This window comes from Leptospirales bacterium (assembly GCA_019694655.1).
Lineage (GTDB): Bacteria > Spirochaetota > Leptospiria > Leptospirales > Leptonemataceae > SSF53.
Map to the genome: position 1 here is coordinate 176,126 of JAIBBN010000003.1, position 20,548 is coordinate 196,673.

The 20,548-nt window shown below is 60.1% G+C and carries 17 protein-coding genes; 14 read left to right on the forward strand and 3 right to left on the reverse strand.

Features of this window, described 5'->3' with window-relative positions; genetic code table 11:
• Positions 1–89 precede the first annotated feature (89 nt).
• From K1X75_06655 to K1X75_06710, 12 genes are all read left to right on the forward strand, one after another.
• On the forward strand, positions 90–926 hold the full coding sequence (locus K1X75_06655; GenBank protein ID MBX7057730.1) for a MoxR family ATPase: 837 nt from the start codon (positions 90–92) through the stop codon (positions 924–926).
• Positions 916–2,100 (forward strand): VWA domain-containing protein, encoded by a 1,185-nt coding sequence (locus tag K1X75_06660; GenBank protein MBX7057731.1) that lies wholly within the window; start codon positions 916–918, stop codon positions 2,098–2,100. Before K1X75_06655 ends, K1X75_06660 begins: the two co-directional genes overlap by 11 nt.
• Before the next feature lie 64 nt (positions 2,101–2,164).
• A complete protein-coding gene (locus tag K1X75_06665) occupies positions 2,165–4,024 on the forward strand; it encodes a HAMP domain-containing protein (GenBank protein ID MBX7057732.1) in 1,860 nt (619 codons plus the stop codon).
• Positions 4,024–6,258 carry a FecR domain-containing protein gene (locus tag K1X75_06670; GenBank protein MBX7057733.1) on the forward strand — a complete coding sequence of 745 codons (2,235 nt, stop codon included), beginning with the start codon at positions 4,024–4,026 and terminating at the stop codon, positions 6,256–6,258. The genes K1X75_06665 and K1X75_06670 overlap by 1 nt, the downstream gene beginning before the upstream one ends.
• On the forward strand, positions 6,255–7,520 hold the full coding sequence (locus K1X75_06675) for an MFS transporter (GenBank protein MBX7057734.1): 1,266 nt from the start codon (positions 6,255–6,257) through the stop codon (positions 7,518–7,520). Before K1X75_06670 ends, K1X75_06675 begins: the two co-directional genes overlap by 4 nt.
• Positions 7,521–7,638: 118 nt before the next feature.
• Entirely contained in the window at positions 7,639–8,988 is a 1,350-nt protein-coding gene (locus tag K1X75_06680; GenBank protein ID MBX7057735.1) for a hypothetical protein, read from the forward strand.
• 19 nt (positions 8,989–9,007) lie between these two features.
• Positions 9,008–9,607, forward strand: a complete 600-nt coding sequence (locus tag K1X75_06685; protein ID MBX7057736.1) for a hypothetical protein — start codon at positions 9,008–9,010, stop codon at positions 9,605–9,607.
• A gap of 40 nt (positions 9,608–9,647) precedes the next feature.
• Entirely contained in the window at positions 9,648–12,554 is a 2,907-nt protein-coding gene (locus tag K1X75_06690) for a TonB-dependent receptor (GenBank protein MBX7057737.1), read from the forward strand.
• 147 nt (positions 12,555–12,701) lie between these two features.
• Positions 12,702–13,085: an STAS domain-containing protein gene (locus K1X75_06695; protein ID MBX7057738.1), complete on the forward strand. Its 384-nt coding sequence runs from the start codon at positions 12,702–12,704 to the stop codon at positions 13,083–13,085.
• Positions 13,086–13,097: 12 nt separating this feature from the next.
• Entirely contained in the window at positions 13,098–14,396 is a 1,299-nt protein-coding gene (locus tag K1X75_06700; GenBank protein ID MBX7057739.1) for a SpoIIE family protein phosphatase, read from the forward strand.
• A complete protein-coding gene (locus tag K1X75_06705) occupies positions 14,393–14,770 on the forward strand; it encodes an STAS domain-containing protein (protein ID MBX7057740.1) in 378 nt (125 codons plus the stop codon). Before K1X75_06700 ends, K1X75_06705 begins: the two co-directional genes overlap by 4 nt.
• A 180-nt stretch (positions 14,771–14,950) precedes the next feature.
• Entirely contained in the window at positions 14,951–15,619 is a 669-nt protein-coding gene (locus K1X75_06710) for a hypothetical protein (protein ID MBX7057741.1), read from the forward strand.
• Here K1X75_06710 and K1X75_06715 read toward each other — a convergent pair.
• Together K1X75_06715 and K1X75_06720 are read right to left on the reverse strand one after the other, a co-directional pair.
• A complete protein-coding gene (locus K1X75_06715; protein MBX7057742.1) occupies positions 15,606–16,625 on the reverse strand; it encodes a phosphatase PAP2 family protein in 1,020 nt (339 codons plus the stop codon). The two genes, K1X75_06710 and K1X75_06715, sit on opposite strands and share 14 nt — an antisense overlap.
• Positions 16,622–18,199: a serine/threonine-protein phosphatase gene (locus K1X75_06720; protein MBX7057743.1), complete on the reverse strand. Its 1,578-nt coding sequence runs from the start codon at positions 18,197–18,199 to the stop codon at positions 16,622–16,624. Before K1X75_06720 ends, K1X75_06715 begins: the two co-directional genes overlap by 4 nt.
• Positions 18,200–18,323: 124 nt before the next feature.
• Here K1X75_06720 and K1X75_06725 point away from each other — a divergent pair, with 124 nt between their 5' ends.
• A complete protein-coding gene (locus K1X75_06725; protein ID MBX7057744.1) occupies positions 18,324–19,172 on the forward strand; it encodes an inositol monophosphatase in 849 nt (282 codons plus the stop codon).
• 13 nt (positions 19,173–19,185) lie between these two features.
• Here the strand turns inward: K1X75_06725 and K1X75_06730 are convergent, their stop codons facing one another.
• Positions 19,186–19,434, reverse strand: coding sequence for a lipoyl domain-containing protein (locus K1X75_06730; GenBank protein MBX7057745.1), 249 nt, complete (start codon positions 19,432–19,434; stop codon positions 19,186–19,188).
• A gap of 125 nt (positions 19,435–19,559) precedes the next feature.
• Between K1X75_06730 and nadA the strand changes: the two genes are divergently transcribed.
• Positions 19,560–20,537 (forward strand): quinolinate synthase NadA, encoded by a 978-nt coding sequence (nadA, locus tag K1X75_06735; protein ID MBX7057746.1) that lies wholly within the window; start codon positions 19,560–19,562, stop codon positions 20,535–20,537.
• Positions 20,538–20,548 lie beyond the last annotated feature (11 nt).

Sequence of the window (20,548 nt, forward strand, 5' to 3'; positions counted from 1 at the left end):
GCGGCCCGGTCTGGGCCTGCAAACAAATTCCATGGTCGCTCTGGTCTTGCTGGACTTGACTGGCCTGAAGCTTTGCGATCCCGTTTGCCATGGAATTTCGCAGTACCGAGCGCTACTATTTGAGCCCCGAACTGGGCGCCATCGTCAATATGGCAATGGTCATGGAGCGGCCGCTGCTGCTGACAGGCGAGCCCGGCACCGGTAAGACGCAACTGGCATTTGAAATCAGTCGCAGTCTCGGAATGCCGCTGGAGGTACTGCGCGCCAAATCCACGATTCGTGGCGAAGAAGCCTGCTATGTGCAGGACACTGTACTTCGACTGAATGATGCTCGCTTTGGCCCAGGCGCCAGCGGCAGGGACGTCAATCGCTTCTACGACTATGTGATCTGGGGCCCGATTGGCCGCGCCTTTCGCTGCGCACAGCGCTCCGTGCTGTTGCTCGATGAAATCGACAAGACTGAGTCGGATGTACAGGACAACCTTCTGGATGTGCTGGAGTCGGCGGAGTTTACCATCCGGGAAGTCAACGAAACGATCCGCGCCAATCATCCGCCGCTGATCTTGATTACTTCCAACGCCAAGCGCGAGCTATCCGATCCCTTCCTGCGGCGCTGTTTTGCTCACCACATCGCTTTCCCAACGCCCGACGAAATGCGCGCCATTCTGCGGCTGCATTTTTCAAACCTTGATACGGATCTGGCCGAGACGGCGCTGCGTCTGTTTTACGAATTACGTCAGCGCGGCTACGAAAAGGCCCCGGCCACCAGCGAACTGCTCAACTGGGTGGAGGCGCTGCAACGCAGCGCTACAGAGGCGTCAGCGCTTCATTCGGCGCGCGAGTTGCCCTTCATTGGCGCGCTGCTCAAGCGCAGCCAGGATTTGCTCAGCTACCGCGGCAATCCGCAGCACAGCGATGTTCGTTGATTTCGTCTACTTGCTGCGCCGCTACGGGGTTCCAGCTGGCCTAGACCAGAGTCTGGATTTTGTGCGCGGACTGCGCCGCGGATTGGCCGAGGACCTGGATTCGATCTTCCTGTTTGCTCGACTGTGTTTTGTGCGGCGGCCAGAACATCTCGATAGTTTTGAACGCGCCTTTGTATTCTATTTCATGGGCGTCGATTTGCCGGCGATGGCGGAGGGCGACCCAGAACTGCTGGAGAGCAAACAGTTTCGCGAATGGCTGCGCGCCGCAATCCAGCGCGGCGAGCTGCAGCCGATTACTCAGAACTTGAGCGCCGAGGAGCTGATGCGTCGCTTCTGGGAAACGGTGCGCCAGCAAATGGAAGCTCATCACGGAGGCTCGCGCTGGGTCGGCGTTGGCGGCGTGTCGCCTTTTGGACACAGCGGATTCGCCCGGCGCGGCGTGCGAGTGGGAGGTTCCAGCGGCCGGCAGAGCGCACTCCGCGTTTTCGGCGATCGCCGCTATGTCGACTATTCAGATGATCGATCGCTGGCCGGCGCAGGTTTGCGTCAAGCTCTGGGGGAACTGCGCAAGCTGGAAGCAGTTGGCGCCGAAAGCGAGCTGGATGCTCCTGAAACCATTCGCCGATCGGCGCTCAATGGCGGAGAAATCGAATTGGTTTTTCGCCGCGAACGCCGCGACCGTATCAAAGTAATTGCCCTGATCGATAACGGCGGCACATCGATGACGCCCTATGCCGCCCGTACGCGCCTGCTTTTTCAGAAACTGCGCGATCGCTTCCACGACTGCTCCATCTATTTTTTTCACAATACTATATATGAAACCATTTACCGCGATCCTCAGCGTAGCAAGGCCTGGGCCATCGAGCAACTCTTGCGCGAAGACCCAGAAGCGCGGATCATCATCATTGGCGACGCCAGCATGGCGCCAGAGGAGCTCTACTCGGCGTGGGGCGCGTCGGCCTGGAATGATGCCAGCGCCGTTCCATCGATTCAGATCCTGCGCCAGATCAAGCAACGGTTCCCGCGGACGGTATGGCTGAACCCGATGGCCGCCCATGTCTGGCAGGGCGGCCGCGGCGTCTGGAGCCTGGAGCGAATTCGCGAACTGTTTCGGATGGAGGAGCTGAGTTTGCGCGGTTTGAAGCGCGCCGTTCATTTCCTGAACGGAAAATGATTGCCGCAGCGCGATTCGCCGCAACACTCAGCGCGCCGCGACAGCAGTCGCTGGCGGGAGTGGCATGCAGGCTGGCGCATTCTTGCGGGAACTGATTCGCGGAGAGGAAGAGGGCGACGTTGGCGGCGCATCGCTCTCCGTCTGGACCTTGCGCGCTAAGTTGATGGTCATGATCACTGCCGTCATTGCCCTGGCGCTGGTGCTGATGATCATACTGACCAACTATTTTTCGCAGCGCGATGGGCGCATTCGCGTGGAAGAAGCCAACACTCGCGTCACTCAGACATCCGCGGCCAGCGTCAGTACGATACTGGAGTCCACTCAAACTGCTGCGCGCATCGCCGCCGAGGGTCTGGCACACAGTCCGAATGCGCGCGCTGCTGTAGCGCGCACGCTCTTTGGCGCAGATTCTAACTGGCTCTACTTTGGAACCTATCGCAAGAGCGCAGGCGGGCTCATCGCCGGCGAGAATCTCAGCAACAGCGCATTCCTGTCGGCCAGCGAGTTGAGCGCCCAGGATCTGCAAGCGGCAGTGCTTGGTCGGCAGCGGGAGCTGGCGCGGGTCTCGGCCAGCGGAAGCGCCATGGTCAATCTCAGTCCGGCCTTGCGCCGGCCAGTGGCGGCGCTGTCCTTTACCAACGAACACGGCAACGAAACGCTGGTGGTGCTGCTCAAGATGGAGGCCTTCCTGGAGGCCTTTCAGTCGCGGGGCATTGCTGTGACCTTTCTGGTTTCGGACGATGGCGTGGCCATTGCTCATCCCGATCGTCGCGTTGCACTGGCGGCCACCAACATGGCCGAAGAACCGGCGGTGAAAGCCATGCGCGAGAGCCAGATCGACAACGGCCTTGGCCGTTTTCGCGGGCTGGACCAGAACTTCTATCTGGCTTCCTTTCAGCGCCTGCCCTTTGGCGGCGGCGTAATCACCCAGGTGGCCGAAGACAGCGCCTTCGAAGAAATCTACAGCATCCGTCGGCGCAATATCTACCTGATGCTGATGATTGTCGCGGCTGCAGTGCTGGTAATCTATTTCTTCGCCCGCAGCATTTCCCGTCCGGTCAAGCGGCTGACCCGGGCCGCCGGCATGATTGAGGCCGGCAACTATGAGTTGCAGCTGCAGCCGGAAACGCGCGACGAAATCGGAACCTTAACGCAATCCTTCAATTCTATGGCTCGCGGCCTGCGCGAACGAGAAAACCTGAAGACCTCCTTTGGGCGCTTCGTCAATAAGGAGCTGGCTGAGCTCTCTCTTTCCGGCCAGTTGCGCGCCGGCGGGGAACGGAAGGACTGTGCCATATTCTTCTCCGATATTCGCGGCTTTACTGGCATCTCCGAAAAGCTGCGTCCGGAGGAAGTGGTGGAAATGCTCAATGGCTATTTCTCCGAAATGGTGGCCTGTGTGAATGCCAACCACGGCGTGGTTGATAAGTTCATGGGCGATGCTATCATGGCGGTCTGGGGCGCACTGCGCCAGCAAGGCAATCCAGTAGAAAACGCCTTCAACGCAGCGCTGATGATGCGTCAGCGCCTGCGTCAATTCAATCAGCGCCGCGGCAGCGCACGCAAACCGATTCTGCGCATTGGCGCCGGAATCAATGCTGGATCGGTGATCGCCGGGCAAATTGGCTCCGATCAAAAGATGGAATACACCGTAATTGGCGACGCCGTCAACACCGCATCGCGCGTTGAGGGCTTGAGCAAGGTGCATAAGCTGGATATCCTGGTGACCCAGGAAGCGCTCGATCGGGTACGCGGAATGTACCGCACCGAGCTGGTGGACGAAACGCAGGTCAAGGGACGCAACAAGCCGGTGCGCATCTACGCATTGCTTGGGAAAATTGGCGATGCCGACGCTCCCGAATCAACGTCAGAGCTGCGCAAGCTGCTGGGCATTGAAGCGCCCAGAGGGAGCAAGAAGCGCTGATGTTTCGGCTGCGGAATCTAGAGCGCTTCCTGCCGCCAGCGCTGCTGTTTTTGATCATCGGAGCCGGCCTGGCATTCTATCTGGACTACAATCGCAGCGTCGACCTTGGTTCGCGCGAAGTCATTGGTTATATTACCTATAAGTACAATCTTGTGCAGCGCAAATTCGATGATCAAGTAGTCTGGGCCAATTTGCAGAACAACAGCATGCTGGCCAACCGCGACACGGTGCGCAGCGAAGACTACAGCGAGGCCCGTATTCATCTGCGCGATGGCACCGTCATCAATGTCGATGCCAACACAATGATCTATCTGGAACTCACCGACGATCGCGCGCGGATCCATTTTCGATCCGGCGCCATTCGCATTGACCAGTCCGAAAATGGCAATAGCGTCGAAGTGCAGGCCGGCGAACGCCAGATCAGGGCCGAGGGCGCCGATTTCAGTCTGGGCGATGGCGAAGGCGGATTGCACGTAGCGGTGGAACGCGGCCAGGCCGAATTGCGCAGCGGCAATTCGCTGCAGAGCGCCGGCGCCAATCAATCGGCGGTGCTGGGCGACAGCAACGTCGCGGTCCGCGATCAGCCGGTTCGGGCGCAATCGCCGGCGAACCTTTCGGTAACGCCGGGCGGTCCGGATGGCGCCAACGTATCCTTCCGCTGGGAATTGGTCAAACCGCTCAAGGACCTGCACCTGCAAATCAGTGCGCATCGCGACTTTCGTCGCCTCGAGCGCAATCAGCCAGTAAGCGGCGGCGCCGCCGTAGTGCACCTTTCGCCGGGCGGTTGGTACTGGCGCCTGCAGGGAGTCAACGAACAGGGACGCCTGGAAAGTACCGAGCCGCGTAAGGTAGCAGTAGTGAGCAATACGGCGCTGCGTCTGTTTGCGCCGGCCGACAACGAGCGTCTCAGCTTTTTGCGTCAGTCGCCAACCATTCAGTTCAGCTGGTCGCCGCAGCCCCTGGCCCGTGAATTTGAACTGCAACTGGCCAGCGATCCAGGCTTTCAGAATATTGTGCGCAGCGAGCGCAGCCAGTCCGCCGGGATTGGCCTCAGCGGCCTGGCTGCAGGACAGTACTACTGGCGGGTGCGAAGCATCCCGGCGCTGGAAAACGTGGCGCCAGCGCTCAGCGTGGCGCGGCGCCTTCAGCTGCGCCAGAGCGATCGTGCGGCTGCGCCAAGCGCCGCGACGCCTGGCAACAATGCAGAAGTGCCGGCAAATCAGGCGGCGCTCTTGACCTGGAACAATGTTCCCGAAGCGCGACGCTATCGCGTCATCGTTTCCCCGCGGCCTGATCTCTCGGCGCCCGTGCTCGACGCCACCACGTCCCAGAACTTCATCGAAAGTCCGCCGGCGCCGCCCGGCGCCTACTACTGGCGGGTTGAAGCAGAGACGCCGGCCGGAACGGCGTCCTCTCCACTGTCGCGTTTCAATCGACGTACGTCCGAAGCTCAGGGCGATCCTGAAGCAACGCCGGCGGCGGACGCTGCAGGCAGCGAGACTGCTGCCGAAGTCGGCGATCAGGACGGCCAGGGGCCGCCGGCGGCGCCGGACAATTTCGTTTTCCAGTCGCCCGCATCGGTTCGCTGGCGTGCAATTCCGGGCGCGCGAAGCTATCGCTTTCAGCTGCGCAATTCTGGCGGACGCATTCTTGTCGATCAACGCGTCAGCACAGCGCACAGCGAGCTGCAGATTCCCGACGGCGCTTATCAGGTGCGCGCCGGCGCACTGGACGGGCGCGGGCAGGTAGCGCAATGGTCGGCCTGGCGCGCTCTGCAGGTGACTGCGCGCAGCGCTCCACAGTCCGCCGATGCAGCGTCGGCTTCTACGCCGCCGGAACAGAGCCCCGAACCATCGCCAGCCGCGGAGCGCAGCGACTGGGAAAACAGCAGCTTTGCAGAGTATCTGGCCTATGTGCAACGCCTCGATCGCCGCTGCGGTCCGCGTGAAACGCCCGATCTGCTCATCGACCATTGCCAGGATAGCTATGTAACGCTGCGCCTGGCCAATCGCGAGCGACGTGACGTATTCTTTTTCATTCGACTGATCGGCGGCAATCTGTATCGCCGCATGGACGCCTACCGTTACTTTGGTTCGCGTTGCCCGCCCGTCTTTCAGCCGGCGCGCGAGTTCATGCTCCGACGACAGGCCGACCTGGCAAACACGCCGGAGTTTGACGAGAAGCGTTCGCTGTCCAATGCGCTGACGGAACTCTCCCGATGCCAGGCGCGATGACACGCAGCTGGCAATGGACCGTAGCTGCGGCCCTGACTGCGGGCTACGCTGGCTTTTACTTCTGTCGCAGCAACTTTGCGGTGGCCGAAGGCTTGATGAGCGCGGAGTTCGGACAAAGCGGAATTTCGCAGAGTCAGATTGGCTGGATTGCCAGCCTCGGTATTGCCTTTTACTTCGTTGGCAAATTTCTTTCAGGCATCGTCGCCGATTTTCTTGGCGGACGCGCGGTCTTCTTTCTGGCCATGGCTCTTTCGGTCTTCTTCACCGTGCTGGGCGGCGTCGCCGCCACGCCGCTGGTCTTTGCCGTATTCTGGTCCGCCAACCGTCTGGTGCAATCCGCCGGCTGGCCCTCATTGGTCAAAATTGCCTCGCGCTCTTTTGCCCACAGCTGGCAGGGCAGCGCGCTGGGCTTCATTTCAGTTAGCTATCTGGCCGGCGATGCTATCGCTCGCGCCTACTTCGGCAGCTTGATCGCCGGCGGCATGGGCTGGCGCGGCATATTTTTCTCCGCCGCTATCGCTCTGGCGATCATTGCCGCACTCTGCGCCCTTGCTATTCTGCCGGCGCCTGAGATGACTCTGGAAGAGCAGGGCGAGCTGGCCGAGGAACATCTCTTCGGTCATCACCACGGAGAGCATCAGGGGGTGCGCGCCGTCCTGGCTCATCTGCGTCCCTACATGCTCAGCCCTCGTTTCTGGCTGGTAGCGGCGATGAGTTTTGCACTGACCTTTGTGCGCGAGACATTCAACTTCTGGAGCGTGGCGCTGCTGCGCGACGTCGGCGGTCTCGATCAGGCCAGTGCTGTGCTCGGCAGCGCAATTTTTCCGGCGGCCGGAGCGCTGTCCACCATTGGCGCTGGTCTGCTCTCCGATCACCTGGCGCGACGTCGAAGGGTATTGATCATTTTGCCGGGCATTGCCCTTGGAGCGACGACGCTGCTGGCGCTGTATTGGGGCGGCGCTGCCTTACCGCTCTGGTCGCTGCTGCTATTTACTGCACTTTCGGCGCTCTTTCTCATCGGTCCCTATTCGCTGCTTAGCGGCGCAATGGCTGTCGATCTTGGCGGCCGGCACGGCAGTTCTACTGCCGCCGGCCTGATTGATGGCATTGGCTATGTTGGCGCGCTATTTTCCGGCTGGGGAGTGGCAATGCTCGCGGCGCACAGCGGCTGGCAGTCAGTTTTTGGCTTGCTGGCAGGCGCCTGCGTGATGGCCTTCCTCGCCGCCCTGAGCTACTATCTGTTGCGACGCCACGGATCATAAGGCCTTAAAGCCAGCGACACACCGCTGTCACATTGCCAGGCGAAAACTCCTTCATCAAACAGCGCGTTCTCGTCTCCGGGACGGAGCGCTTGCTGGATCTGTTGAAACAGGAGTCAACATGCACGCATCAATCGCAAGGCTGTCGCGCGTCCTGGCGGCGGCAGCGGCGGCCGTCGCCCTTGGCGCCACAAGCTGTACACAATTTCTTCAAGAACTCGGTCTTAAAGACAACGACCCGCTGAGCTACGAATTGCTGGGACTCCTGGCGCCCTGCGGCAACCTGCCGGTTCTGGCTGGCGCGCTGGGCACGCAAACCGTTCCAGCCAGCGGCGCCTGTCTGGTTGGCAACGTATTTGTGCCAGGCGGCGCCACGCTTACAGTCAACGCCGGTACAACAATCTACGGCACTTCTGGCTCGGCGCTTTTCGTCCTCGCTGGCGGCAAGCTGAACGCAGTCGGCTCAGCTTCGCAGCCAGTGGTATTCACTTCGGCGCAGCCGGCCGGACAGCGCACCTCGGGCGACTGGGGCGGGATCGTGATGATCGGCCGCGCCTCGACCAACGCTGGCGTGCGGCGGACCGAAGGAACAGATCCACAGAACTATGGCGGAAGCACTTCGAACAATGACGCCGACAGCTCCGGAACGCTGCAATACGTGCGCATCGAGTTTGGCGGATTCCCGGTTACGGTGGGCAATGAACTCAATGGCCTTTCACTCTATGCGGTAGGAACGGGCACCACCATCGACCATATCCAGGTGCACATGGCGAAAGATGATGGCATCGAATTCTTTGGCGGCGCTGTAAACGTCAGCCGCGCCCTGGTCACTGGCGAATCCGACGACGGCTTCGACATTGACTACGGCTATCACGGTAAAATGCAGTTCTTGATCGGTCAGAAATACAGCGACGGATCAGCAGGCCTGGGTTCAACCGATCCGCGCGGTCTGGAATGGAACGGACGCGGTCAGAATGGCGATGCGCTGCAGCCGCCCTATGCACAAAACGGAACGGTTGCTGTAGCAAATGTTACCATCATCGGCCCGCAGCCGGCGCTACCGGCCGGCTTACAAGTATCACGTTTTCGCGTGGGCATGGCCGGAACGCTGGCGCACTTTATCGCCTGGGATTATGGCGGCGGCGCGGCGGCAAGTTGCATCGACCCGGATTCATCGATCGGTTTTCGCCAGGGCTATGTGCAGTCGGCAAGCTGGCCTACCTGTCCGGCGGGTCCGGCAAGTGTAAACGTGCTCGTCGGTCAGACGACGCAGCCCTATGTAACGGCGGCCACGTCCTCCGGCGGCGTCGCTAACTACCAGCCGGTCGGCGGCTTGCCAGCGACTGGCGCCACGCTGAAATCTGCAGCGCCCTTTGCGGGAGATTCGTTTTTCACAGATAACTCGACCTTTGGCGGCATGCTGAGCGGCGACAACTGGACCAGCGGTTGGACTAACTTCTCCGATCGCTGAAAAGGTATCGAGGTCTGGCATGAACGCGTGCGCAAAGATTCCGGCGCCGATTGGCGGCGTCTTGCGTCCTTCAGCGACGCTGCTGCTGGCTGCTGTTGTCCTTCTCGCCGCCGGTTTCTGCCGGCGAGGCGACGATTGGCGCAGCGCTGAGTACCGTCGGCGCTATATCGCGGATCGTCGGGCGGCGCCGCTGGAATTTCAGGGATTGCAGCCCACTGCTGAACAAGCGGCGCTCACGCTGGCCCGCCAGCTTGCCGCTGGCGGCGCGCCGGGCGGCGCTCTGTTGAGCGAGCAAGAATACACGGACTGCTACTGGCCCAATCTGCCGGCAAGCTACACGGACCGGCCAGAACTCAGCCCGGCCAGCGCGCTGGCTGCCTACGTCAGCATGCGCGACGTGATTCTGTCCGTCGAAGGCCCAGAGTTCGCCGGCGCGGACTGGGTCAAGGCCAGCATCAGCTGGCGGCGTCCGCCTGATACTTTCGGCGTCATCCGCCTTCACTATCCGGATGTGATCCAGTTTACTGCGGGCAATGGCAGGAAGCATCAAACGCGCAGCTTCAACGTAATACTTGAATATAAACAACAATTTAAGGTGGCCGGACTTTCGCCCGGGTGAGCGTCCGCGCTGATGGCAAATCAAAAAGCAGGAAAGTAGAATGAGAATCCTCAAGAAATACTGGCTGAGAGCGGCGGCGCTGGCGCTGATCGCATGGACGCCATTGCTTTATGCACAGGCTACCGGCCGCATTGTCGGTCGTATTGTCGATCAACAGGGCGAAGCCGCTTTTGGAACAGCGGTCACAGTCCAGGGAGTCCCTGGCGCCGCAGCGACCGTCGATTTTGATGGCAGGTTTTCGCTCAGCGTTCCGCCAGGCCAGTACAACCTGTTGATACAGGGCGTTGGCGTGGCCCCGCAAAGCGTGGCGGTCACGGTCGTTGCCGGACAGACGGCGACGGTCAACCGCGTGGTTTCTCCGCCGGTGGCCCAGGAGGCGACAGTCGCGGGGCGCGCCATCAATAACACGGAGGCGTCGCAACTGGCGCTGCAGCGTCGCGCTTCCACGGTCTCTGACGGCATCAGTCAGGAGGCCATCCGTCGCACGCCGGATAGCTCGGCAGGCGACGCACTGCGTCGCGTCACCGGCGTAACCCTGGTGGGCGGCAAGTACGTCTTTGTGCGCGGCCTTGGCGAACGCTACTCCAACACCGAACTGAACGGCGCACTCGTCTCCTCTCCTGAACCGGACCGCCGCGTGGTGCCGTTGGACCTTTTCCCCGCTTCACTGATTAAGAACATGCAGGTCATTAAGACCTTCATTCCAGAGATGTCCGGCGACTTTTCTGGCGGCATCGTGCGCATCGAAACGCAGGAATTTCCGGATGAATTCACGATGACCCTTGGCCTCGGCAGCGGCGGCGTTCTTAACGAAACCGGCGGCCGATTTCTCACCTACCGCGGCAGCGCAACTGACTGGGCCGGACGTGATGACGGCTTTCGTGATCGTCCCGAGGTGCTGGAGCTATTTCCAAACAACGTGCCCTGGATTCGCGGTTCGTCGCTGGGCGGTCTGCCGGCCGATCTGGTACAGGGTTCCGCATATCTATTTCCAGATACGCTGAACGCGGAAGAAATCAAGGCGCCCTTCGATCGCAATTTCAGCTTTTCGATCGGCGATTCCCTGGACACCGGATTCATCGGCCGCTTTGGTTATCTCTTTGGAACGTCTTACCAGCGTCGCTGGCGCCGTCAGGAAGTCACCGACAACCAGTGGCGCGCCGAAAATCCCATTGCCAATGGCACGGAGGAAACGGCCTATCTCCTGCCGCTGCAATCAGCGACGACTCGCAACTACAACGAAGAGGTGCTCTGGGGCAACAACCTGAACCTCAGCCTCGAACCGAATTCCAACCACCGCATTTCATCGCGCACCTTCCTGTCGCGAAATTCAGATAAGTCCGTTGAGGAATCCAGAGGGATTCTGGTCCCCGCCGCGGAAAACCCGCTAGATTTCAACACGCTTGAGACCAGCTGGATCCAGCGCCAGGTGTTGCACGAAGTGCTCAGCGGCGAACATGCGCTGACGCTGCTTGGCGACCGCGCCCAGAAGCTGAGCTGGAATCTGAGCACTTCGCGCGCCACGCGCGAGCAGCCCAACACGGCCGTCCAGGCATGGACCAAGAACGCCGGCGAGTTGCGCTTGCCCGAGCGCCGCACTGGAACCGGCAACTTCCGCTTCTATTCGGATACCGAAGATGTGACCGACAGTTTGCAGGCGGACTACGAGATTCCCTTTGAACAATGGAGCGGTCTGATTGCTAAGTTCAAGCTGGGCGGCTATGCTATGCGCCGTCACAAGGACTACAACCAGGATGTTTACAACTACCTGCAACTTGGTCAGACCACGATCAATGAACTTTACGTTCCGGGCCTGAATCCGGCCTACGGCCTGACCAGCTCGCTCTTACAAGATGTAACTCGTTTCCAGGAACAAACCGGTCTGTTTGACGAATACCGCGCCAATCAGAGACAACAGGCCTACTACGGTCAGGTGGATCTGCCGCTGCTGGCTAAACTGCGGCTGATTGCCGGCGCGCGTTACGAGGACAATTACCAATTCGTACGCACCTACAATAGTTCGCAGCCTTACGGCCAGGAATACGACATCCGCAGACCTGGCATTGGCGAGCTGCGCAACAAAGATACCTTGCCTTCCGCCAATCTGGTCTGGGAATTCTTGCAGGATATGAACCTGCGCTTCGCCTATACCGAAACTTTGAACCGTCCCGACTTTCGCGATCTTTCCAGCGCCGGATTTCAGACCTCCTTCACCGGCGAGCGCGTCTTTGGCAATCCGTCCCTGCGTCGCGCCTACCTGCACAACTATGACGCACGCTGGGAATGGTACCTGAGCGGCGAAGAGTACTTTGGCGTGGGCGCCTTCCTGAAGGATATCAGCAATCCGATCGAGAAGATTGGCCTGGCGGCATCCAACAACGAGCGCGACTTTACCTTTGTCAACGCCCGGGACGGCGAGATTCGCGGCCTGGAGTTCGAAGCGCGCCGGGACTTTCTGGAGCGTTTCAACTTGAGTGCAAACCTCTTCCTGATTCGCTCAGTCGTGACGATTCAGAATTTTGAGGAGCGTACGGTAATTGGCGCCGGCTTAACCGACCTGGCCGCCATTCAGGCCGCTTATCGCCCCACCAATCTGGAACGTCCGCTGGTTGGTCAGTCGCCCTATGTGGTCAACCTGCGTCTGTCCTACTACCTGAATGAGGATAAGACCGGTTCCGTGGGTCTGCTGTACAACTACTTTGGCGATCGCCTGGCTGCCGGCGGCGCCAATGGAGCGCCGGATACCTATGAGCGCGGCGTCGGCATCTTTGACCTCGTCTACGAGCAAAAGTACGACGAGAACTTGAGCTTCAAGGCCGCGATCAAGAACATCCTCGATGCACGTTTTGAACAATACATTGAGAACCCATTGCTGGATCGCCAGGAGATCCTCACTTCCTACCGCGATGGCGTAGGACTCTCGGCTAGCCTGAACTATCGCTTCTGAAATAGCCGCAGTTGATTCGATGCACTTCATGGAATGCGCCCTCTGCGGGGCGCATTTTTTTTGCAGCCGCCGTCCGCGCGCAGGGTTCCGGCAATTTCTTCATTTTGCTGTCACCGCTCTGCAATGGCCGGCGACCATAGTTCAATCATGGAAGCAACGATCGATCGACAGAATCTGTACTCGCTGGTGCGCTTGCGCGGCGAACTGGACCTGTATAATGCCGGGCGATTGCGCGAAATCCTGGGCGCAGAAATTGAGCATGGCGCCTCAACCCTCGTGGTCGACTTGAGCGGCATAAGCTACGTGGACTCCAGCGGGATTGGCGCACTGATCTTTGCCCGAACGGCGATGGAGAAAGCAGGCGGAAAGTTCTGTCTTGCGGCGCTGCAGGCGGCGGTGCTCTCAGTCTTTCGGATGACGCGACTGCTGAATTTCTTTGCGATCTTTGACTCTGTGGCGCTGGCTGCGGAAGCGACGCAAGCCGGCGCCCTGAGCGGCAGGACGCCCGGCGCACAACCGGCGCGCTCTTAGGAGAGGATATCGATGGAGCTTTCTCAGGCTCGTGAGATTCCGGGTCGGATTCGACATTCCGGCCTGCCGCAAGCGCCGCTGGAATGGCCGGTCTTTTCGGCCTATGAAGTGGGCAAGATCGTTCTGCCGCTGGCAGAACTTTCCGGGGAACTGGGCGGCGCCTCGCCGGTGCTGAGCGAGGATTGCTCGACGCTTACGCTCTTTCAGATCTACCGAAAATTTCCGCGCGCCGATTTCTTTCCCGTCCAGCGCAGCGATGGGAAGATCGTGGGCTACCTGCGCCGTCAGATGTTCTTTGCCAGCCTCAGCCAGAATGAGTTTACGCGCGACCTGCTGCTGCGGGCCGAAATTTCGGTGTCATCGCTGATGGATCCGCGCGTGGCAGTAATCGACGCCTATGCGCGACTGTCTGACGCCAGCGAAGTCTTGATGCGTCGCGACGAGGAGCTTCGCTTTGATCCGTTCGTGGTTGTGCTTGATGGGCATGTCATCGGCATTTCCTCGGTGCGTCGATTGCTGGAAGGCTTGAACCGCTACTTTCGAATGGATATGGAAGCCTGCGCGCGCGCCCAGCAGGCTATGCTGTCGCCTGCCAGCAATGGCGTTGAACAGCGCAGTCTCTGCGAATCTCGAGTTCGGGCTTTGACGGCCCCGGGCGGCGATCTCGCCGGCAGCATGGAACTCTCCGAACGACTCAGCCTGCACTATCTATTTGATGTTTGTGGCAAGGGATTGCCGGCGGCGCAAATGACGCTGGCGCTGGGCGCTGCGTTGCGCACTCGATTTGCTGAGCCCTGGCCAGCTCATATCGATTTGCGCCATAGCGGATTTTACCAGCACCTGCGAATGCTCAATCGTTTGTGCTTTGAAATGAGCGCCGAGGGCGTCTACGCTACGGGTATTGTGCTGCTCTTCGACAAGCAGTCGCTGGCCGTGCGTCTTTTCGACTACGGACACGCTCTGGCTTTTCTGGGGCGAGGCGCACGCGTTTTTGATTTGTGCGCCAGGCTGGTCGGACGACAGAGCGAGACTCCGCCCTTCTTTGGCATCGATCCCGAGGTGCGGCCGGCGCACCTCAGCTACCAGTTGCAGCGGGGGGATCTGCTCTTGCTCTGCTCGGACGGAGTCGTTGAACAAAAGAACCAGCGCTCCGTAGAATGGGGTCGGGAAGGTCTGTCTTCAGCGCTGCGTAGCGTGGATCGCCAGGCCGGGCCGGCTGCAGCGCTGGATTGGATGGAAGCAGCCTGGAATGCCTTCCGCGGCAATGCGCGCATCAGCGATGACCGCAGCTGGTTTGCCCTGCGCGTTTGAGATTGCCTGCTCGCTTTTTCATCGACGTGCAGTCGGCCCCCGGCCAGGTGTTGTCCATGCACGACGAGCCGCTGCAGTTCAAGGTCGATGAGCTTTCTGATCGGCGGGTCATTTCGCTGAGCGGGAAGTTAATCCTATATAATATCGAAGAACTTCGCCAGGAACTCTTTCGGCTGGCGGAAGTCGACCAAAAGGATGTTGTCATAGACCTGGAGAAATTGGATTACCTCGACAGTTCCGGTATTGGACTCCTGGTTCAGGTGCATCGAAAGGTAACGGCCGGCGGACGCAAGATTCAGCTGCAAAAGACGGGCGAATCGCTGTTGCGCGTGCTGAAAGCGGCCGGACTGGATCGAATTTTTGAGTTTATTTGAGCTCAAGCGCGTCCCCCGGGGCGCTGGTTCTTAGGTCCGTTACAGCTCCAGACGCCAGCCACGCAGGGATTGCTCAGCGTCCGGCAGACGCACACTTTGACACGAAAAAGACTTGTGTTCGCGCCGCCCCCTGGCGCTTTTTTACGCCGGTCGCCGAAGCTGCGACCTCCGAGGAGCGGCATGTCCCAGATTCAAAGTCTGATCGATCAACGTGAGCAGAATTTTCCAGAAAAGCTGCTGGAGGCCAGGCAATTGCTTGAGGCGCAGCTGGCGCAGGCTGAAACGCGCGCCGATGCTCTTGCCGATCTCTGTCAGACGCTCTTCTGGCTGGGAGACTACAGCACCGATAAGGCGAAACGCGAGGAATACTTCGGGCAGGCCGTCGAAATGGGCAAACAGGCAGTGGAAGCCAACCCCGCTTCAGTCAAAGCACAACTCTGGTACGCGGCATCGATGGGCTCGCACGGAATGGAGCGCGGCATCATGTCTTCGCTCTTTTATCTGGGTCCCATAGAAAAGCATGGCAAGCTTGCCCTGGATCTGGATCAAAACTACTTTGATGCTGCGGCGCTGCGACTCCTGGGCCGCTTCTATCATCAGGCTCCGGGTTGGCCGATTGGCGCCGGCGATCTGAAAAAGTCGCTGCAAATGCTGCAGAAAGCGGTAGAAATTGCGCCAAATTTCCCCTACAACCACCTCTACCTGGGCGAAGCGCTGGCGGCCTCCGGGAAGAAGGCCGATGGCAAGCAGAAGATTCAGCATGTTCTGGATATGCCGGCGCGCCCTGGTCTGGAACTGCTCTTTGAACGCTGCAAGGCGGACGCCGCGGAAGCGATCAAGAAGGTCTAGTTCCTTCGGCGTGCGCCAGACCCAGTCGCAGGAATATCCTGGGCCATAGCCAGATCGCCCACAACACGGCCGTGAAATAGCGCAGGTAGCGCAACGCAAAGTCCAGCGTTTCGGGCAGGCGATGGAAAAGGGCGCCTGGTCCGTACAGGATCAGGACGACGCTTGCCACGCCCAGGGCGTAGCGCAGCAGCCGGGCCAGCCAGGCGCCGTCGGTGCGAAATTTTGCCTGTCGTTCACAGAGCGCGCTGCCCAGCAAGAGACCGGAGAGAATCCCCGCATACCCAAAGTAGTCTTTGCGATGAAAGGGACTCAGCTCCAGAAAGCCGGGCGATCGCGCTGCGTTTTGCAGCCACTCCGCGCGCAACGGGAAATTTGCAAACATGAGATGCAGCCCTTGCATCAGAAGCAGCAATACTGCAGCAAGACCAATGGCCAGCGCCGCCTGCAGACCCAGATTGCGCTGAAAATACCAGGACTCGAAGCGCTGCGCATATTTCAGAAACGCCAGCAATATCAAGGCGCCAATCAGCCAGCCCAGCAGCACGCTGTGCGGAAAGTGCATGGCCAGATAGACCCGTGAAAAGGATACAAGGGCCGCAAACACTCCAAGGACCAGCCAGGGCCAGCGACGGCGCAAGGAATGCGCCAGGCCGCTGGCGGTATACAGCCAGAAGGCCAGCGCATTCTGAGAATGACCGGAGGGCGGGCAGAAGCTGTTTTCAAGATACTTGGGCGTAACGTCGCCGGAATACCAGTAGGGCCGCGGACTGTGCAGCAGCCACTTGGCCAGTCCATTCAGATAGCTGGAGCAGGCGATCAGCGCCAGCATACGTCGGCCCATGGCGCGGTCCAGGCACCAGTAGACAAATGGAATCAAGGCGATGTAAATCTTTTCCTCGCCGGTCCAGGAGAGCGCAATCATGATCCAGTCCAGAGCCGGGGACAGGGCCGCCTGCAGCGCTACAATCCACTGAATTTCCGGGTCCATCCACGGTGCATAAATCATCGCTTGCGATCCTCCCGCTTGTCCTTGGCGAGCCCGTCAACCCGCGCCTTCGTTGCTGATTTGTCCAGCGATTGAAAGTCCGCCACCAGCAATGTACAATCGTCCTCAGCCGGCGCGCCGGCCTGGTAGAGTCGCAATTCAGTGCGCACCTGTTCCATAGCCGCCGCCGGCGCCATTTCGGTGGTGCCGCGAAATAGCCCCAGCAATCCGCGCTCGCCAAGCATATCGCCGCCCGGCGCCATCGATTCGCTCAGGCCATCGGTATAGAGTACAAGGCGCACGCGATCCTCCAGCCAGAGATCGTCGTGACGATACTCGCTGCCGGCAAAGGCGCCCAGCACGCGCCCGTTGGGTCGCAGGAAACGTACCGGCGTTCGATCCTCGCGGCGCAGCACCATAAAGCCTTTGGGATGGCCGGCATTGCAATAGCGCAGACGACGATCTTTCAGATTCATATGCAGGGCAAGGGCCGTGACAAACGCGTCATTCAATCGGCCAAAAAGATCGCGATTCAAGCTGTGCAGCAGTTTTTCCGGCCGGTGCAGCAGACCGCGGCGATGTTCCAGGGCTGCGCGCAGCGCCGACAGGTGAATGGCGCCGCTCAGACCATGACCGGCGATGTCGGCGATCACAATAGCGTATTCATCGCGATCCAGGCGCTCCACCAGGTAAAAGTCTCCGGACAGATCGGTCTCGCCATGGGGCTGATACCAGAGCGCAAACTGCAAGCGCGGATCGTCGGAGGGAAGCTCGCGCTGCAGGTTCTTGCGATGAATCCTGGCCGCGGCGCGCAATTCGCCATCGAGGGCTTTGCTGCGTTCCTCCGCGCGCTGCACGCGCACTCGCTGCTCGCCCAGAAGCGATGCCGCGCCGCTGGCAAATTCGGTATGCAACGCTTGCAGAAATTCTTCGCTACTCTGTCTCAAGATTCGCAAGGCGAGGGCGCGCTCCCGCTCGTTTTTCAGCTCGCTGGTCTGCATCGCTTCCGCCTCCAGCAACTCCAGCAGCAGGCGTTCGGCGCGGTAGAAATCGGCCAGCGCCGGTCGCTCTGATTCATCGGAGAGAAGGCGCGCGCTCAAATCGCCGGCGCCGCGGAAAGCAGGCGGACTGTCCTCGGCCAGCGAGTACAGTCGATGGCGAAGCAGTGCAAAGTAGTCCGTCGCAGTATGCATCGACATCAGCTTCTGGCCGCCGCTCAGGCGCCAGTACCAGTTCTCGGTGAGCGACATCTGGCTGAAGTTGCGGCCGGCGGCGCGAAAGACGAAGGCGCCCAGTTCCTTCAGCGCCGTGATGGCGACGCGACGAAACTGTCCTGGCGGTCCTTTGACTACCGGCGACTCGTAGTCGCGAGTCAGCGCCTTTTGAAAAAAGTAGATCAAATCGGCGCGCAGTAACTGGAAGAGCTGCTGACGAACCAGGCCCAGCTCCTCGGGGGCGGGCGCAGGCAGCAGGCGTTCTTCGAGATAGAGCAGGGCGCCCAGAATTGCCTGGCGCTGCGCTTCATTCAACGAGGCTTGCCTGCCAAGGGTCGCGATACGCCCGGCCAGCAATTGCAGTACATCGGGCGATTCCATCGAAGTCTTCGTGGCCGGCGGCGTCGGCGGCAGCAAGTGCTTTCGTCTTCGGGGCCGGAATTCAATTTGCCGTCGTTGCCGGCGGCGCGAATAGTCGTCTCAACAAGGCGCCCGGCGAACCAGAATGATGAAAGAAACTGCCATGCTGCCCTTTCCTCAGGATGAGGTCGAGGCGCGGCTCAAACTGCTGGTGCGTGTTCTTCCGGGGCTTGGCATGAATCTGCTGGCCATGCAGAAGGACGTGCACATCTCGCGCTCCCCCAGCGACGACGAAGATTTTCGGTTGATGCAGCGCGCCGAGGGGGCCATCGAATCGGAGCTTGTCGATACGCTGCTGGCCAGTTTTCCCGCCGATCGCGTCAATGGCGAGATGCAAGGGCGCGTTGGCCGACCGGACGGCGAATTCGATTGGTGGATCGACGCCCTCGATGGAGCGCGCAATTACATCCACGGCCTGCCGCATTACTGCATTTCCGCCGGGCTCTGCTTTCGGACCGCTCCGGTAGCCGGCGTCGTTCTATCGCCGGTGTTCTCCGATCTTTACCACGCCATCTATGGCGGCGGCGCCTTTCGTAACCATGAGCCCATTCAGGTTTCCACGGTCAGCGAAATGGGCCGCAGCCTGGTTGCTACTGGCCTGCCTTACCATCGTCAGGAAATCATCGCCGATCTGATGGGCGATATCAATGCCTTCATGCTCAGCGGCGCCGGTCTGCGTCGCAGCGGTTCCGCAGTGCTTGATCTATGCTGGATCGCAGAGGGACGCATTGATGCCTTCTGGGAGCGCGGTCTGTCGCCGCACGATCTGGCGGCCGGCGCGCTGATTGTGACCGAAGCTGGCGGCCGACTCTCCACCTTCGATGGACTGCCTTACCAATTTTCGATGCCCGATGTCATCGCCGCCAATGCCCTGTTGCATCCGCGAGTCGTGGAAACGCTGCAGCGAGCGCGCAAAGTTGAAGGAATGAACTGAGCCGGCGATTGATTCAGGCCCCGCGTTCGATGCGCGCCAGCGCGTCGCCCACCCGCACCACCTCGCCCACGGAGCGCAGCAGTGCGGAGATGACGCCATCAAAAGGCGCCTCCAGCGGAAAGGCCGCCTTGTCTGTGACGAGTTCGCATAGCTCCTGACCCTCGCGAACACGGTCGCCCTGGGCGATGTTCCAGGATACCAGCTCAATGCGCTCGGCGTCGCCAATATCCGGCACCTTTAAGTCGACCTGCTCTGCGCTCATACGCTCATCGAGCCTGCGGGCGATGAACTGGCAAGCAGCTTCGCCCGTCCGGTTGTCGGAAAACGGTTGTAGCCTGGAACGGCGGGCGGCGTCGTACACAACAGGGAGCTTGCAAGCAGGGAATCATGGCCGCCGCTCAACTCGAAGCAATCCGCGCCAGTCTCGAAAAGACTACGATGCTGCCGCACGAAATCGACCAGGCCATGCCGCTGATCGACGAGATCCTGGCGCTCAAGAAACAGAAGAACGCCGTCATACTGGGCCACAACTATATGACCCCCGATGTCTACCATGGCGTTTCCGATTTTGTCGGCGATTCGCTGGGACTGGCGCGGCTGGCAGCCGCTTCCGATGCCGATATCATACTTTTCAATGGCGTGCATTTCATGGCTGAAACCGCCAAGATTGTGAATCCACAGAAACTGGTTCTGATCGCCGACCTCAAGGCTGGATGTTCGCTGGCCGAGTCGATCACCGCCGCCGATGTGCGAGCGTTGCGTCAGCAATATCCCGGGGCGCCGGTGGTGACCTACGTAAACTGTTCGGCAGCGGTAAAAGCCGAAACAGACATCTGCTGCACAAGCGCCAACGCACTGCGCGTCGTGGAAAGCCTGCAAGAAGATACGATAATCTTTTTGCCAGATGAATTTCTGGCGCGTAATGTGCAGCAAAAGACAGCCAAGCGCATCATCTCCTGGGAACGCGGCAAGTGTATGGTCCACGAACTCTATCGCGGCGATGATATCGATGCAGCGCGCCGCCAGTTCGACGACCTGCTGGTCATCGCCCATCCGGAGTGCGACGTGGATGTGACCGGACGCGCCGACTACGCCGGCAGCACTTCACAGATGGCCGACTACATCGCATCCACTGATCGAAAAAACATCATGCTGGTTACCGAGTGCAGCATGGGCGACAACCTGCGCGCCCAATTTCCAGAGCGGCATTTCGTATCCACCTGTCATACCTGTCCGCATATGAAGAAGATCACCTTGCGCGGCGTGCGCGATGCGCTGCTCTACAACCAGTATGCGGTGGATGTGCCTGAAGAAATCCGTCGTCGAGCGCGGCGCGCCGTAGATCGAATGTTGGAGATCGCCTGAGCGCAAGGCGT

Excerpts from the sequence above, each read along its gene's own strand:
- K1X75_06655 (MBX7057730.1), top strand. The coding sequence starts at position 90 with ATGGAATTTCGCAGTACCGAGCGCTACTATTTGAGCCCCGAACTGGGC.
- K1X75_06660 (MBX7057731.1), top strand. The coding sequence starts at position 916 with ATGTTCGTTGATTTCGTCTACTTGCTGCGCCGCTACGGGGTTCCAGCT.
- K1X75_06665 (MBX7057732.1), top strand. The coding sequence starts at position 2,165 with ATGCAGGCTGGCGCATTCTTGCGGGAACTGATTCGCGGAGAGGAAGAG.
- K1X75_06670 (MBX7057733.1), top strand. The coding sequence starts at position 4,024 with ATGTTTCGGCTGCGGAATCTAGAGCGCTTCCTGCCGCCAGCGCTGCTG.
- K1X75_06675 (MBX7057734.1), top strand. The coding sequence starts at position 6,255 with ATGACACGCAGCTGGCAATGGACCGTAGCTGCGGCCCTGACTGCGGGC.
- K1X75_06680 (MBX7057735.1), top strand. The coding sequence starts at position 7,639 with ATGCACGCATCAATCGCAAGGCTGTCGCGCGTCCTGGCGGCGGCAGCG.
- K1X75_06685 (MBX7057736.1), top strand. The coding sequence starts at position 9,008 with ATGAACGCGTGCGCAAAGATTCCGGCGCCGATTGGCGGCGTCTTGCGT.
- K1X75_06690 (MBX7057737.1), top strand. The coding sequence starts at position 9,648 with ATGAGAATCCTCAAGAAATACTGGCTGAGAGCGGCGGCGCTGGCGCTG.
- K1X75_06695 (MBX7057738.1), top strand. The coding sequence starts at position 12,702 with ATGGAAGCAACGATCGATCGACAGAATCTGTACTCGCTGGTGCGCTTG.
- K1X75_06700 (MBX7057739.1), top strand. The coding sequence starts at position 13,098 with ATGGAGCTTTCTCAGGCTCGTGAGATTCCGGGTCGGATTCGACATTCC.
- K1X75_06710 (MBX7057741.1), top strand. The coding sequence starts at position 14,951 with ATGTCCCAGATTCAAAGTCTGATCGATCAACGTGAGCAGAATTTTCCA.
- K1X75_06715 (MBX7057742.1), bottom strand. The coding sequence starts at position 16,625 with ATGATTTATGCACCGTGGATGGACCCGGAAATTCAGTGGATTGTAGCG.
- K1X75_06720 (MBX7057743.1), bottom strand. The coding sequence starts at position 18,199 with ATGGAATCGCCCGATGTACTGCAATTGCTGGCCGGGCGTATCGCGACC.
- K1X75_06725 (MBX7057744.1), top strand. The coding sequence starts at position 18,324 with ATGATGAAAGAAACTGCCATGCTGCCCTTTCCTCAGGATGAGGTCGAG.
- K1X75_06730 (MBX7057745.1), bottom strand. The coding sequence starts at position 19,434 with ATGAGCGCAGAGCAGGTCGACTTAAAGGTGCCGGATATTGGCGACGCC.
- nadA (MBX7057746.1), top strand. The coding sequence starts at position 19,560 with ATGGCCGCCGCTCAACTCGAAGCAATCCGCGCCAGTCTCGAAAAGACT.